At 26.4% G+C, this 14451-nt stretch carries 13 protein-coding genes; 2 read left to right on the top strand and 11 right to left on the bottom strand.

Annotated features, from left to right (window positions below):
• Nucleotides 1-332: 332 nt before the first annotated feature.
• The 9 genes from BM027_RS09160 to BM027_RS09120 all read right to left on the bottom strand — a co-directional run bounded on the left by BM027_RS09160 (nucleotide 333) and on the right by BM027_RS09120 (nucleotide 10652).
• Complete coding sequence (locus tag BM027_RS09160; RefSeq protein WP_090091078.1) at nucleotides 333-671, bottom strand: hypothetical protein; 339 nt, start codon at nucleotides 669-671, stop codon at nucleotides 333-335.
• Between the two features lie 538 nt (nucleotides 672-1209).
• Nucleotides 1210-1722 (bottom strand): DUF1648 domain-containing protein, encoded by a 513-nt coding sequence (locus BM027_RS09155; protein ID WP_090091077.1) that lies wholly within the window; start codon nucleotides 1720-1722, stop codon nucleotides 1210-1212.
• A gap of 64 nt (nucleotides 1723-1786) precedes the next feature.
• A complete protein-coding gene (locus BM027_RS09150; RefSeq protein ID WP_090091075.1) occupies nucleotides 1787-2476 on the bottom strand; it encodes a metallophosphoesterase in 690 nt (229 codons plus the stop codon).
• 35 nt (nucleotides 2477-2511) lie between these two features.
• Nucleotides 2512-2778 (bottom strand): EscU/YscU/HrcU family type III secretion system export apparatus switch protein, encoded by a 267-nt coding sequence (locus BM027_RS09145; protein WP_090091073.1) that lies wholly within the window; start codon nucleotides 2776-2778, stop codon nucleotides 2512-2514.
• A 207-nt stretch (nucleotides 2779-2985) separates the two neighbouring features.
• Entirely contained in the window at nucleotides 2986-4911 is a 1926-nt protein-coding gene (locus BM027_RS09140) for a flagellar hook-length control protein FliK (protein WP_090091072.1), read from the bottom strand.
• Between the two features lie 899 nt (nucleotides 4912-5810).
• Complete coding sequence (gene tyrS, locus BM027_RS09135; protein ID WP_090091070.1) at nucleotides 5811-7031, bottom strand: tyrosine--tRNA ligase; 1221 nt, start codon at nucleotides 7029-7031, stop codon at nucleotides 5811-5813.
• A 336-nt stretch (nucleotides 7032-7367) separates the two neighbouring features.
• Nucleotides 7368-7988 (bottom strand): GGDEF domain-containing protein, encoded by a 621-nt coding sequence (locus tag BM027_RS09130; RefSeq protein WP_090091068.1) that lies wholly within the window; start codon nucleotides 7986-7988, stop codon nucleotides 7368-7370.
• A 149-nt stretch (nucleotides 7989-8137) separates the two neighbouring features.
• Nucleotides 8138-9256 carry a Ger(x)C family spore germination protein gene (locus BM027_RS09125; RefSeq protein ID WP_090091066.1) on the bottom strand — a complete coding sequence of 373 codons (1119 nt, stop codon included), beginning with the start codon at nucleotides 9254-9256 and terminating at the stop codon, nucleotides 8138-8140.
• Entirely contained in the window at nucleotides 9246-10652 is a 1407-nt protein-coding gene (locus BM027_RS09120) for a spore germination protein (RefSeq protein WP_090091064.1), read from the bottom strand. The genes BM027_RS09125 and BM027_RS09120 overlap by 11 nt, the downstream gene beginning before the upstream one ends.
• Before the next feature lie 249 nt (nucleotides 10653-10901).
• On the opposite strand from BM027_RS09120, the gene BM027_RS09115 reads away from it, so the two are divergent.
• Together BM027_RS09115 and BM027_RS09110 are read left to right on the top strand one after the other, a co-directional pair.
• Nucleotides 10902-11981: a GerAB/ArcD/ProY family transporter gene (locus tag BM027_RS09115; RefSeq protein ID WP_090091062.1), complete on the top strand. Its 1080-nt coding sequence runs from the start codon at nucleotides 10902-10904 to the stop codon at nucleotides 11979-11981.
• Nucleotides 11982-12203: 222 nt separating this feature from the next.
• A complete protein-coding gene (locus BM027_RS09110; RefSeq protein ID WP_090091060.1) occupies nucleotides 12204-12365 on the top strand; it encodes a zinc-ribbon domain-containing protein in 162 nt (53 codons plus the stop codon).
• 303 nt (nucleotides 12366-12668) lie between these two features.
• On the opposite strand, the gene BM027_RS09105 is transcribed toward BM027_RS09110, so the two are convergent.
• Together BM027_RS09105 and BM027_RS09100 are read right to left on the bottom strand one after the other, a co-directional pair.
• Nucleotides 12669-13217: an ECF transporter S component gene (locus BM027_RS09105; RefSeq protein WP_090091058.1), complete on the bottom strand. Its 549-nt coding sequence runs from the start codon at nucleotides 13215-13217 to the stop codon at nucleotides 12669-12671.
• Between the two features lie 122 nt (nucleotides 13218-13339).
• Nucleotides 13340-14425, bottom strand: a complete 1086-nt coding sequence (locus BM027_RS09100; protein ID WP_090091056.1) for a glycosyltransferase family 4 protein — start codon at nucleotides 14423-14425, stop codon at nucleotides 13340-13342.
• Nucleotides 14426-14451: the final 26 nt, after the last annotated feature.

Raw genomic sequence — 14451 nt, 5'->3', positions numbered from 1 at the left:
GATAAGTAGAATATTTTTTTATTTGGTTCTTTTTTAAAACCGTGTTGATATTATTCAGTTGCCTAAAGAATTAATCAAATATATATATGCTCATCTAAAAAAGAAATATACTTTATACTTATGCAAGATACATTTAAAAAATGATAATAATATTTTACAGTTAAATGTGTTACGCTACATTTTGTCATTACACTCTACATTTGACTATTTCTATTTTAGGTGGCTAATAGTTGCTCAAATTGTACCCTGTTTTACACCTGAAAAATAGAACTAGAAGAACTCCTACATCAAAACAAGCACCAATAACTGGGCTTTAGCCATTGGTGCTCATTCTAATATATCTTTTTATCAAATTCCGAGCATGCAACAAGTCTTTCAAAAATATCTTTAGTTTCTTCTTTTGATATTTTTCCATTTTCAAATTCTCTTAATAACATATATAACGAAGTATTCAGCTCAGAATTTTTATGTTTAACTTCTATCATCTTTTCCTGTATTCTTTTTTGCAAAGATATCTTCATATCTTCTTCTTCACAAGATTTCAATATATCTAATACTTTATCCGTAATCTTTCTTGAATTACTATCATTTGTACTTAACTTTAGCATATTCAATTCACTTATTATATCGTCGAAAATCTTCTTATCTATTTTTATTTTTTCACACTTCATATAACGTCACCTTTACTAATTAATTTAGTCATATTATTTATATCGACATTTTTCAGGAAACCTTTATATTATTAGGTTTATTTTCCTAATTTAAATAACATATCCACAACATTCCTTTAACTAACTTTAAATATCAGTAATAAAAAAATAATACTACTACTTGTTAAAATATACAATAACATTTATTTATTTCTTTATAGTATGTACTTTTAGTTATTCCAAGAACAGAGCAGCTAGTGCTAATATCATAATTATTAATTACTTTTATTAAAGTACCTATCAATATGCAAAAAGAATTATTGAATCTATATGATTAAATTCAATAACTCTATTTAAAGTAGATATTATTTATATTTAATGATGAATCAAAAAACTGAAATTAAATTAAAAAATACCGCAAATTCATTTCTGAATAATACGGTAATTAGATCTGTTATTTTTCCTATTCAATTTTATTTACTTATATTAATATTGAACAACTAATGCTCCCTTACCCAATCTCTTTGTGATTATAAATAATAAACTCAGTATCACAAAGCTACTTTAATTTAAACATTTTATAAATGCATACTCCCAAAGTTCCAAACACAACTATCAAAAATATTGGCAAAAACCATAATCCAAGTCCAGTAGATTTATTCATTGCAACCTGAACACTTTGCCATTCTAAATATAAAAATATAGCTATAATTTCCATCTTTAAGCATACTATAAGGGTACGTGCATTTTTATATTGTCTTTTTGCATTTTCTTCAGTAATGTTAACTACATAATTAAAGTGTTGTGGATACTTAGAAACAGTCGTAAGAAGAATATGCAGTACAGATGTTAATATTGGAAGAATTAGTAATGAATATCTCCCACCCCATGAATCTGCTTTTCCTGAAGAACCAAAATGTGTTGGTATTTCATAAGGTAAATTTATCCATGAAGCTATTAAATAAATCCAAGCTATAATAACTCCTAATATAGAAATAACACCAATTATGCTTTCTATATTTGATTTAGGTATATTTACTTTGGGTCTCTTATTTTTATTATTAATGTCCATAATCTTCTCCCAAATGTTATATTATATATGTTACTCTTAAATAGAAAATTTATGGTTAAAGTTTCTAAAGTATTTTTTTAGGACAAAAATCAATATAATCTGCTGATGATACTATATATTCTATCCCATCAACATTTCCTTCAAGCAAGTTCCCTTGTAAAGATGGTCCATGTAAATGTCCGTATATAACCTTTTTTACCTTATACTCTTTAAAAATTTCAGTAAAAGCTGATTTTTCAAACTTTTCATTTGTTGGAGGATAGTGAAGCATAACTATAATATCTTCAAATCCATTTTTCTTGGCTGCCTCAATTGAAAGTCTCAAGCGTATTTGCTCTCTATCATAAATTTTCTTATCCTTTAACGAATACTTATCCCCTTCAGGACAAGTCCATCCACGAGTTCCACATATAGCATATTTTTCATAAGAATAAAAATTATTTTGGATGAATTTAGTATTTTCATACATTACGTTTAACTTAGAAATACTGCCCCACCAATAATCATGATTACCCTTACTTATAATTTTCCTACCAGGTAATGAGTCTATCCAATCTAAATCATATTTACTGTCAGATTCCTTTAGCGACCAAGAAATATCACCAGCAATTAAAACTGTATCCTCTTTTTTTACCTTGTTAATCCAATTATTCTTTATTTTTTCACAATGATTTATCCAATTATCCCCGAAAATATCCATTGGCTTTTCAAGATTAAATGCCAAATGCAAATCAGAAATAGTATAAAGTGCCATTTTCTATATCACCTTTTTCTATTATTTTAGCTATTTTATTTTTTTGAATATCCCTTATCTAAATCTGTAACAAATGCTATTACATGAGCTACTGCTTCATATAACTCTGTTGGTATTTCATCTCCAACATCTACATTACAAAGTAATTCTGTCAATTCTTTATTATAAACTATTGGAACATTATTCTCTTCTGCTCTCTCAATTATTTTATCTGCAATATGTCCCATTCCAGATGCTGTTATAATTGGAGCTTCACTATTAAGTTCATATTTAAGAACTGCTGCTTTTTTTCTTTGAATCATAACCTCCACCTACTCCATCAAGTGTTTCCTAATCTCATATTCAAACTTTCTTATAAGGCATCTCCAAATAAATAACTAGTTAGTCTTCTTGTCTAGTTCAAAAAATCCTGAAAATTTTTGACTATTTATTTATTTTGCAATACCTAATGAATACTCTACTTAAGTTTAGTATTATAAAAAAACTTATAAATTACTAAATTAACTTGATTATACTTTAATATCAATGCTAGAAACACTTGAATCATTGAAAAATTTCCCACAAGTCACCAAATTTGCTTCTTCCTCTTTCAATGATACCTTAATGCTAGTACTTAATCCTAATGTCTCTAATCCATTAATTAACTTATTTTTATTATTAGCTAAAATAGACATATAATCTTTTTCACATCTTAAATTTACATCTATTTTATTCTCACCTAGTGTTAAATATCCGTCTACTTCACCTATATTTATAGTTTTTACGTTAACTACCATCTTAGCATTGGTTTTGTCTATTTTTTTACCATCTTTTCTGTTGTCTTTTATAATTAATTTACAAGGATAATCTTCAGAATTTACATGAACCGGAAAATTCAAATAATAATATTCATTATTTATAGAATTAAATACTTTAAAATCATTAATATTTGTCTTTATTAATTCCATAACCTTCTCATATCCAACGCCTTTTTGTTCAATATTACTTATTATATCTTTTACTATATCTTTTACTCCATCTAATTTATTTCTTATTTCTCCTTGTATTAAGTCTTTATTTGAAATTATATTTGTATCCTTTTGAAATATACTATTAATTTCATTCTTAATTTCGTTCTTAATTAATGGTGATTGTATGTCCTTATTTCCTTGCACTATTGGTTCTTTTACATTACTAGTATTACCTTTAGTAGGCTCTGGATTTTTATCTGTAGTCTCAGATTGAAGCTTATATTTTATTAAATCATTAAACTTCTCAGCTTCTTCATTTGTAAGCTTAATTTCTTTACCTAGTGCCTTAGATATTGTTTCTTCTACTATACTTTTCCCATTATCCCCTAAGCTTGTTAACCCATTAGTTTTAACATCTTCTAATGATATTCCTTTATCCTTTAAAACATTTTTTAGTAAATCAATAATATCCTTGTCACTAATTTTAGAAACTATAGAAGTTAATCTATTATATTCCTTTGTAGTTAAATCATCTGTTCTTGAATTAATAACCTCATTTAATGGAGAATTTAATAATTCATCATCATTTCCTACTATGCTTTTCATTAAAGACAGCATACTTACTTTATTTTTAGAGTTATCATTTGAATCATATAATTTAGAAATTAATGAATTCATATTATTGCTTTTTACAGTTTCATTGTCTTCCACTGTTTTTTCTGCATTCACTTTAATATTTTCATATGTTATATCCTTATTATCTAATCTACTTATTTGTGTATCTGAATCATCTAAAGATGAACTTAACTGCATAAGTAACTTTTCCATAGGCATATTCCCTTTAAATAACTTATTAAAACTATCTATATTTTCTTTTGAAAAGTCAAGATTATTTTCTATAAAAATAATAATTTCTTCTGCTGACATGTCTTTAAATGTATTAAAAAATTCAGTTAAATTTTGTTTTACCATTTCTCCCTTAAGACTTGATGAATCGATCCCTTTACTTTGAAGATAATTTGCTATAAAAGTATCTATTTCTTCTGGATTAGCATTTATATTTTCATTAAATTGAATTAATCCTTTAACCTTATTTATATTTTCTCTTGTTAAAGCCATATCATGCTTAAGCATTTTTTCTAAAATTTTAACATCATCACTTGAAAGTCCTTCTTTTTCTATAATTTCTTGAAAGACATCATCACTAACCTCTGGTTTGCTTGTATCAGCTATTACTAATTTTAATTTTCCATCTTTAAAATCATCAACTTGGAACCTCACTAATTTAAGATCTTCTAGATTTACATTTTCATCGAGTTCCGCAATAAACTGCCATCCATCAGATAATCTTATAGTAACATCTTTTCCTTCACCTTTTCCAACAATTCTTCCAGTAAATTTCTCTCCCGCTTCAAATGTCAGTTTACTAGAAATTTTCTTAGTATTATTAGTATAGACATTATTTACATTCCAAATTCCTGGCATACAATATTTTCCCCCTAACCTATTCATTTTTTAATATAATTTACTTACAATTAAACAAAGCTACTTTTATCATGAGCTTATAACATACTATATTTATCGTATTAAAGAAAAATAAGTTAACTTTTATTTTTTATTTTTGTTAAAATATACTAGATAAAAAAATAGAATTTGACTTTTAAACACATCTGAAAAAATTAATAGTACAATATGAGATGTATATTTTGTACTAAACGAGGAATGTAAATCTACTGGTAGTGATTCTATCAGTAGATTACGTCCACAGAGTATTGCACAAAATAGACTACATATTCACTAATTATTCTTTTCAAGATGCCTAAATCAAATTCTAATTTAAATCAATCAATTATAAAATTTATAAACTAAGGCATATTAAAGAAAATAACAAGTCAAAGATACGACGTATATTTTGTCTTAAGATAAGTTCAACTAAATTCAGGTGGAGTATAAAACTCCACCTGAAAAGTTTCACTTTATGTCAGACAAGGAGATAAAATCATCTCATAGCAAGCTATAGGATGATTTTACCGACGCAGTATGACACAAAATAGACTAGCATACTGACTTGTTATTTATTTTAATGTGCCTAACTTTAGTAATTACTTTTCATATACATAGCTTCCTTTTAATATTCTTTTCTTATAGGCTATGTTTTAGCAGAGTGTTGATATTGTTATATAATAGCGAACTGGCATTGAAATTTACTTTGTAGAACTCTTAATGAATATTTGTACTATTAATTGCTTGTCACAATCTTTGATTGGGAGCATGCATTAATAGGACTAATATTAATTTTAGAGTTCTTAAAGTAAATTTCACCGTCCATGAGCTTTATATAACAATATCAACACGGTTCTAAAACAAAGTAAATTAATAAAATATTATTTAACTTCTATTTTATTATAGTTCTTCTTACCTCTTTTAATAAGTGCTGAACCATCTTTAAGATCATCTTCATTTAAAGTTCTAGTTATATCAGTAACCTTATCACCATTAATTGATAATCCACCTTGTTGAATTAATCTTCTAGCTTCTGCTTTGGAAGGTAAGATTTTAGTACTAGCTAATAAATCTAATATTGATTTTCCTACTTCTTCTTTGCTTATTGTTACTGTTGGTACATTTGTCATATCAGCTCCACCAGCAAATAATGCATTAGCAGCTTCTTCAGCTTTCTTAGCCTCTTCATCACCATGAACAAGCTTTGTTACTTCAAATGCAAGAACCTTTTTAGCTTTATTAATTTCTGCACCTTCTAATGCTCCAAGTCTTCTAACTTCATCCATTGGTAAAAATGTCAATAAAGCTAAGCACTTTTCTACATCTGCATCATCAACATTTCTCCAGTATTGATAAAAATCAAATGGAGATACTTTTTCTGGATTTAACCATAATGCTCCTCCAACTGTCTTACCCATCTTTTGTCCTTGACTGTTAGTTAATAATGTACAAGTCATAGCCATTGCTTCACCTTGAGCTTTTCTTCTTACAAGCTCAACACCAGCAATCATATTAGACCATTGATCATCTCCACCAAGTTCCATCTTACAACCATATTTTTGGTTTAAAACATAGAAATCATATCCTTGCATTAGCATATAATTAAATTCTAAGAATGATAATCCTTTTTCTAATCTTTGCTTAAAGCATTCTGCTGATAGCATTCTATTTACTGAGAAATGAACACCTACTTCTCTTAAGAAATCAACATAATTAAGCTCTAATAACCAATCTGCATTATCTACTATTAATGCTTTATCATCAGAGAAATCTATAAATCTTTCCATTTGCTTCTTTATAGAATCAACATTATGCTTTATTTGTTCCTTTGTAAGCATTTGTCTCATGTCAGTCTTACCACTAGGATCTCCAACCATAGCTGTTCCCCCACCTAATAAGGCAATTGGTCTATGACCAGCTCTTTGCATATGTGCCATAAACATCATTGCAATAAAGTGACCTACATGTAAACTATCTGCTGTTGGATCAAATCCTATATAAAAAGTTACCTTCTCATTTTCTAATAATTTTCTTGTCTCTTCTTCATGAGTAAATTGTTTTATGTACCCACGATCCAGTAACTCATCCAATACATTTGCCATTTATAATACCTCCTAAATAAATTACGCATATTCAAAAAAACAACAAGTCAGTATGTTAGTATATTTTATTTCATATGCCTTAACTAAACTTAAATATATATTATGTATAGTATATCGTTATGCTAATATTTTGGCAACAATTGATGTATTTACGTTATTTCTTTATCAAACGCTATGTTTTAAAACCGTGTTGATATTAAAACAAAGCCTTATCAAGAGATACCATTTTCATCAAAAAAATATCCTTAAAATAATTATTAAGATTTTTTTACAATTAAGGCATTATAAAATAAATAACTCTTAATAACAATAATAAGGATACTTAGAACACTTATATTATTTTTTATATGAATCTGATATTATAACTCTATTTTTACCAGCATACTTTGCCTTATATAATAATTCATCTGCTATTCTTATTATATCATTAATATTCTTTCCATTTCTAGGGAAAAAGGCAATTCCAAAACTTGCAGTTACACTTGCAGATATAAAATTAAAATTTACTATAGTATTCTCAATAGAAACTCTTATAAACTCTATTATATTATATATATATTCTTCTCCCTTATCATTAACAGTATATAATATAAATTCTTCTCCACCATACCTTGCTAATACATACTCCTCTTCTATCAAACAGTTTTTAATAATATTACATACACTAATTAAAACTTCATCTCCAAATTGATGTCCATATGTATCATTAACATTTTTAAAATTATCTATATCTATCATAGTAATTGAAAATTTTTCATTTGAATTCTGAGTTAATCTTTTCTCTAAAAATTGCAAAAAAAACTTTCTATTATAGATATCTAAAAACAAATCCTTTTGCATATGTATTTTTAATCTTATATTTTCTTGATTTATTTTTTGTATATAACATTCCACAAACTTTTTATATGCTTCATATTCTTTACTTAAAGAATTATATACTTTCTTATAATCATTCATATTACTCCTACCTTTTAACTGATATATAAAATTAATATTACATATGTGACTTGATTTTAAGGCACATAAAATAACAGACCAAATTAAATATGACTAATATCCTATAATAATTTTAAAGAGTATCTTACAAAAAACATAATTATAATTTTCTATAAGATGTTTTTAGCCCTTCCAGCTTCATTTATATCTAAATCTACATCTACTTGTAGCTTTACCTTAGATAAATAATCATCAGTTTTTTCATAATTATATTTTTTATGCATTAATCCTAAAACTTCAAACAAATCTATATTTTTCTCTTTATATTCGTTAAAAATATTATTTATGTAAATTTTAATATTCTCCTCTTCTAAAGTCTTCAATTGTTTTAGAAATTTAGAATCAACCATAATATTACTCTGTGACTCTGCTATATTCGTTTTTAATTTAATATTTTTCTTTAAAATAATGTTATCTTGATCAAAACTTACACTTGTATGAGTTTTTGAATCAAGAATATTTAATGTTATAAAATCATTTTTTGTGTCTTGATTTATAACTTCTAATGTTCCACTTTTAACATTATCACTTAATAAATTGTAACTTAATGTATTTAATCTATCTATCTTTCCAATCATTCTATCATTTTGCATTATAACCCCACCACTAAGCTCAATCTTTTTATCTACCACATCTTCTTTTAGCTCTATTGAACTCATAATAGCCAAGTTGTCATTCATTACACTCTTAATTAAATAATCATTTGTATTTAAAATTATTGCTTTAGGGTTATCTTTATTTTTTTCAGCTAGATCATCTAAAAATAATCCTAAATACTCCTGATCACTAGTTGAAATATCTAAAAGCTTATTAACCTCTCCAAAGTATACAAATACATTAGGTATTATTGGAAATTCAGGATTATTATTTATTAAATCCATATATTTCTTGACTCCATTTTTAACTGAATTTCCAGTAAAAATATATGCTCTATTTTGACTGAAATCAAGTTTAAAACCAGATGACATGTTTATATCTTTAATAGCTTCTAAAGCTGTTTTTCCTTGTCCTTTATATAATATTCTCTTTCCTTTATCAGCACTATCATTAGCATTTCTATAAGCCTTAACACAATCTAAATATAGCACTACATTTGAGTTCTCATCTTCATCAAAAATAATACTTGTTGCAAATGTTACTCTATTCATGTCATTATAATCAAAACATGAAGTCATGGAAAAGGACATCATAACTATTAATAAAATTATAAATAATCTTTTAAATTTCATCGCCCTTCCCCTTTCCTATTATTGTTTTGGATATTTTACTCAAACTTCCTCTAAATATTGTATCTTTAAATTTATAAATTGTATTAGTTCCAATTGGAAATAAAAATGAATATCCTCCAGTTTCTAAGTCTGCTATATTAGTTAGTAAAATTATAAATATCATAAAAAATCCTGGAAGGCCAAATAATGTACTAAAAATTACAATTATTATAGACCATATAGAAATCGCTCCATATATTTTAGGTATCAAAAAGTAGCTTAATGTACTTAGTGCAACTATTATTATGGTTATTTTAGATGCTATTCCTGCTCCAACTGAAGCATCACCAAGTATTAAAGCAGCAACTATACTCATTGCTCCTCCTATTGGCTGTGGTAGTCTTAATCCTGCTTCTTTAATAAGCTGAAATGCTAACATCATTATAATAAGTTCAAAAAAAGTAGGAAACGGAACTCCAGCTCTTGACACCGCTAACCTAAAAGTAAACATAGGCGTAAGCAAAGAAAAATGATGAGTTACAACAGCTACATACAATCCAGGCATAAATGTTGCAATAAAAAATGCTGCCCATCTTAATAATCTCATAAAATCAACAAATACTTTGTTTAAGTAATAATCATCTGGTGTTTGAAAATTCTCTAAAAAGAAATAAGGTAATGTTAATACAAAAGGAGTACCATCTACTAAAACAGCCACTCTACCTTCCATAACTTTTGCAGCTACCTCATCAGGCTTTTCTGTATATCCTACAGTGTCAAATGCAGAATTCTTTTTTTTAAGCTTTGCTTCTATGTAGTTTGTATCAAGTATAAATTGTAAGTCTAAATCATTGATTGTATTTTTAACCTCATCAATTAAATATTGTGGAGCTACTCCCTTTATGTAGCACATACAGACAACTGTTTGAGATTTTTCTCCTACATACATAGGTTCAAATTTCAAGTCTGAATTTTTGATCTTTCTTCTTATTAAAGAAATGTTGTTAACAAAAAGCTCATTAAAGCCTTCCCTTGGTCCTTTAACTACAGACTCTGTTAAAGGAATTCCAACCCCTCTTGTTGCAAATCCTTTAACTTCACAGTAAATCATTTGTTTCTCATTTTCAAAAATTAATACAATATCACCTGACAGTATATGTAATGTTGCATCTTCTAAATCTTTTACATAATTAACTATATTAATCTCTAATACTTTTGTAACAACATCATTTATATTGTTACATTCATATTTTTCATTTTTTAGAGGACTTACAATATAGTCACTTATGAATTGAGAATTACACAATGTATCAATAAATATTAATGTTGCTTTCCCTAATTTTGTATCAACATCTCTATACTTTACATCAAATGCACACTCAAAACGTTTTTTTAAATAATCTAAATTTTTATTCATAAATACATCACCTAAAAATATTATCTCTCGTAAATGGTTTAATATTCATTTTTTTGTTAATACTAAAATATAGTTGAAGATATATTATTAGCAATTGACAATGAATGATGAAATTCTAAAAAGTTTTTATCATTCATTGTAGATTGTTCTTTGTCTGTTGAGGCATTTTAGGATTAATTACAATATTTAAAATTATTGATAATATATAGAAAAATATTATTTAGAGATTATAAAAGGGGCGTAACTTAAATGAAAAAAGATTTATCAAGTAAACATTATATATTTTTAATATTAGCCACTACTTTAATCAGTCTTAGAACTTATTCTTCTCTTTTTATAAAATATGGTGAACAGGATACATGGATATGTTTATTAATATCATTAGTAATCATGACATTATTTTTTTATTTTGTAATTCATACATCCCTTAAAGTTAACACTCTTAATATGACGAAAACATTTACATCTTATATTCCTAAACCTATAGCAAAATTAATTATGTTTCTGTTTTCAATTGGACTTTTGTTAACTGCTATAGAAAGTTCATCATCTGAAGTAAATTTTATACATACTAATTTATTTGTTGAGTCTCCTATTTGGTGTTATCTTTTATTATTCTTAATACCTGGCATTTATGTTTTAAGCAAAAAATTTTCAACAATATTAATAGTCATTATTGTATCTTTTTCATTTTTACTATTTAATGATGGTGTTCTTGCTATTTTAATGGAACCTTATAAAAATTATAGCTATGTTCTACCCATATTATCAGATGGATTAACTAAAGATACGTTTAAATCTATTATTTTGATATTAGGTTCTTTATCTTCAATATCAATAACTCTTCCTTATTTAAAATTGTTAAATGATAAAAATAATCTAAAAAAGCATACACTTATTGGATGTATACTGACTTCAATAATATTAGTTTTTTCTATAGTAGGGACAATTGCATTTTTAGGACCACAAAGAGCTGCTAATATATTTTATCCAGGTTTAATTCAAGCTGAAAGAGTAAGAGTATTAGAATTTATAGAATTTGGACAATTTTTTTACATATTCAGAATTGTTATAGGCTTTTTCATTAAGTATATTTTATGTGCTTATGGCATATACTTAATATATGAGGATAAAATAAAAAACAAAATAATATACTTTAGTTTGTTTTCTTTAATAGTATTTTTATTATCATATATAGTTGCAAAAAATAACTATACTTTATTTTATTCTTTAAAATACTTTCAATTAGCTTCATTAACATTCTTGTTAATTTTACCTCTTATAAGTTATATGATAGTATCTATAAAATATAAAAAAAATCAGAAATAAATTAATGATTAATTTAATATATAATTTTAAAAATATATTAATAAAAATTATATTATAATACAATATTTAAATGTTTAAATATTGTATTATAACATATATATGTTATAATAAATTTAAAGTATAGTAGGTAATTCTCGATGATAATGTTCCGTTCCTTCTTAGTTTATAAGGTTGGAATTATCAAAGTCAATTTACCCTATGAATTTTAAGGAGGATTTTAAAATGGAAGATAAGAAAATAATGTGCAAAGATTGTGGAAATGAATTTATTTTTACAGTTGGAGAACAAGAATTCTACAAAGAAAAAGGATTTGAAAACGAACCTGTAAGATGTCCTGATTGTAGAAGAGCTAGAAAAAATGACAGAAACAATAACAGAAGATAATTAATTCTGTTATTTAAAAGAGTTCTCTATGAAGTTTAATTACTCATAGAGAACTTTTTATTTTGTCTTTAGACCTCTTAAGTAAGAGTCTAAAAGTAAATGTCCAAAAGTAATAGTCCAAATTTCATATTTGGTTCCTCGAACTTTCTCTATGAGCATTTTATATTTGGAAACATGAACTTTCCCTGTGGACATTTTACATTTGGTATCTCGAACTTACTCAGCTAAAGCGTATATGAGTCGAGTTTTCTATATTAATTCTTTAGCACACTAAACAATATCAACACGATTTTAAAACATATCCTAATTTAAAACTGTTTTCTTTGCTTTCATAACTACAGCACTTAGTGGGATTGCAATTACAATTCCAGTACCAACTTGTACTATATTTCCTAATATATCTTTAGAAGCATATATTATTCCTTGAACTATTCCTGTTTTTTCTGTTAAAAAACCAGCCATAATTGTTCCTGCTAAAAAATACCCTATAACCATGAATATACCACTAACAAAAAATGAAGTTGCATAGCTTATAGCTGAATTATTATTTTTCATTTTTTCTAAAATAAATCCTGCAATATATGCCATTAGTCCTTTAATTATTAATGTAAATGGAGCCCATAAATAGTATCCACCCAAAACATCTACAAGAAACATCCCTAAAGCACTTGTAACTGCACCCTTCTTTTTACCTAAAAGTATTACTGATAGGAACACCATGCAATCCCCAATATGCACAAAACCTCCCACAGAAGGAATTTTAATTATACTGCCTGCTAAGTACACTAAAGCTATCATTAATCCCATTAAGACTAGTTCTTTAGTATTTAAATTGTTATTTTTATTTTCCATTAACTTGCCCCCTTAACTTATTAGATAATATTATAAAATCATTTTAAGATTAAATCAAATGTATCCATACAATATTGTGATTTATAATACGCATCAAGTTTCTAAGATGGGGCATGCTAATATTATTTTTCTAAATTTACCTTTTTATATATACTATCCACATAACTAAAATTATCTTCTAAGCTATAATTATCCACTACAAATTTTCTTGCAGCTCTTCCCATTTCTTCTCTAAGCTCTTTATTATTAACTAATTCATCTATTTTATCTGCAAGTTCATCTACTGACCCCTTGTTAACTACTAAGCTAGTTACTCCAGGTTTAGTAGACTCCATTAATCCTCCTACATTAGAAACAATTATAGGTGTACCACAGGCTTCTGCTTCTACTGCAGCAACTCCAAAGCTTTCACTATCTAAAGTTGAAGGAAAGACTGCCATATCAAAACTTTGAAATTCTTTTATAACATTTTCTGGCGTTACAAACCCTAAAAATGCTACATCATCTTTTATTCCAAGTTCCTTTGATAAGCTCTTTAAGTATTGCTCTTGACTTCCTTTTCCACCAATTCTTAACTTAAGCTTTAAATCTTTATTTCTATCTTTAACTTCTTTAAATGCTTTAACTAAGTATTGTACCCCATACTTTTCTTCTAGAGTTTTAATTGTTCCAATTACTATTTCATCTTTTTCTACCTTTTTCGGTGTAAATTTATTAATATCAACACCAAATGGAGTTACTTCAATTGATTTATTGGTATATTTTTCTGTTTCTTTCTTCATAACATTACTTGTTGATAAAATGTAATCTGCCTTTTTTAAATTATATTTTATTATAAACTTATGTATAGGAGATTTAATAGGAAAATCATATACATCACTTCCCCAAACTGAAATCATATATGGATGATAATTTGTTAAAGCTCCTAACAATCCATAACTACTAGCATAATGAGCATGGAGTATATCTGGCTTTATTTCTTTAACCAACTCTTTTACGCTCTTAATCTTTTTTAAATATTCTAATTTTGTCTTATCAGAAGCCTTTTTCATAACGCCATCTTCTACATCTAAACAGTGTACTGTAACCCCTTCATATTCACCTTTGCCAAGTGATATAACATGAATATCATATCCTTTTTCTACAAAATAATTTAACCATTTATGAGTATGAGCACTATTAATATCTGCTAAATAACATATTTTCATAATTACAGCCTCCAAAATCTAAGTAT

Source organism: Clostridium uliginosum, assembly GCF_900112485.1.
Lineage (GTDB): Bacteria > Bacillota > Clostridia > Clostridiales > Clostridiaceae > Clostridium > Clostridium uliginosum.
Note: the sequence above shows the minus strand (reverse complement) of the source record. Positions and strands in the feature narration are given on the sequence as shown.

Bases quoted from the DNA above. Each gene is read 5' to 3' on its own strand.
- BM027_RS09160 (WP_090091078.1), bottom strand. From the start codon at position 671: ATGAAGTGTGAAAAAATAAAAATAGATAAGAAGATTTTCGACGATATA.
- BM027_RS09155 (WP_090091077.1), bottom strand. From the start codon at position 1,722: ATGGACATTAATAATAAAAATAAGAGACCCAAAGTAAATATACCTAAA.
- BM027_RS09150 (WP_090091075.1), bottom strand. From the start codon at position 2,476: ATGGCACTTTATACTATTTCTGATTTGCATTTGGCATTTAATCTTGAA.
- BM027_RS09145 (WP_090091073.1), bottom strand. From the start codon at position 2,778: ATGATTCAAAGAAAAAAAGCAGCAGTTCTTAAATATGAACTTAATAGT.
- BM027_RS09140 (WP_090091072.1), bottom strand. From the start codon at position 4,911: ATGCCAGGAATTTGGAATGTAAATAATGTCTATACTAATAATACTAAG.
- tyrS (WP_090091070.1), bottom strand. From the start codon at position 7,031: ATGGCAAATGTATTGGATGAGTTACTGGATCGTGGGTACATAAAACAA.
- BM027_RS09130 (WP_090091068.1), bottom strand. From the start codon at position 7,988: ATGAATGATTATAAGAAAGTATATAATTCTTTAAGTAAAGAATATGAA.
- BM027_RS09125 (WP_090091066.1), bottom strand. From the start codon at position 9,256: ATGAAATTTAAAAGATTATTTATAATTTTATTAATAGTTATGATGTCC.
- BM027_RS09120 (WP_090091064.1), bottom strand. From the start codon at position 10,652: ATGAATAAAAATTTAGATTATTTAAAAAAACGTTTTGAGTGTGCATTT.
- BM027_RS09115 (WP_090091062.1), top strand. From the start codon at position 10,902: ATGAAAAAAGATTTATCAAGTAAACATTATATATTTTTAATATTAGCC.
- BM027_RS09110 (WP_090091060.1), top strand. From the start codon at position 12,204: ATGGAAGATAAGAAAATAATGTGCAAAGATTGTGGAAATGAATTTATT.
- BM027_RS09105 (WP_090091058.1), bottom strand. From the start codon at position 13,217: ATGGAAAATAAAAATAACAATTTAAATACTAAAGAACTAGTCTTAATG.
- BM027_RS09100 (WP_090091056.1), bottom strand. From the start codon at position 14,425: ATGAAAATATGTTATTTAGCAGATATTAATAGTGCTCATACTCATAAA.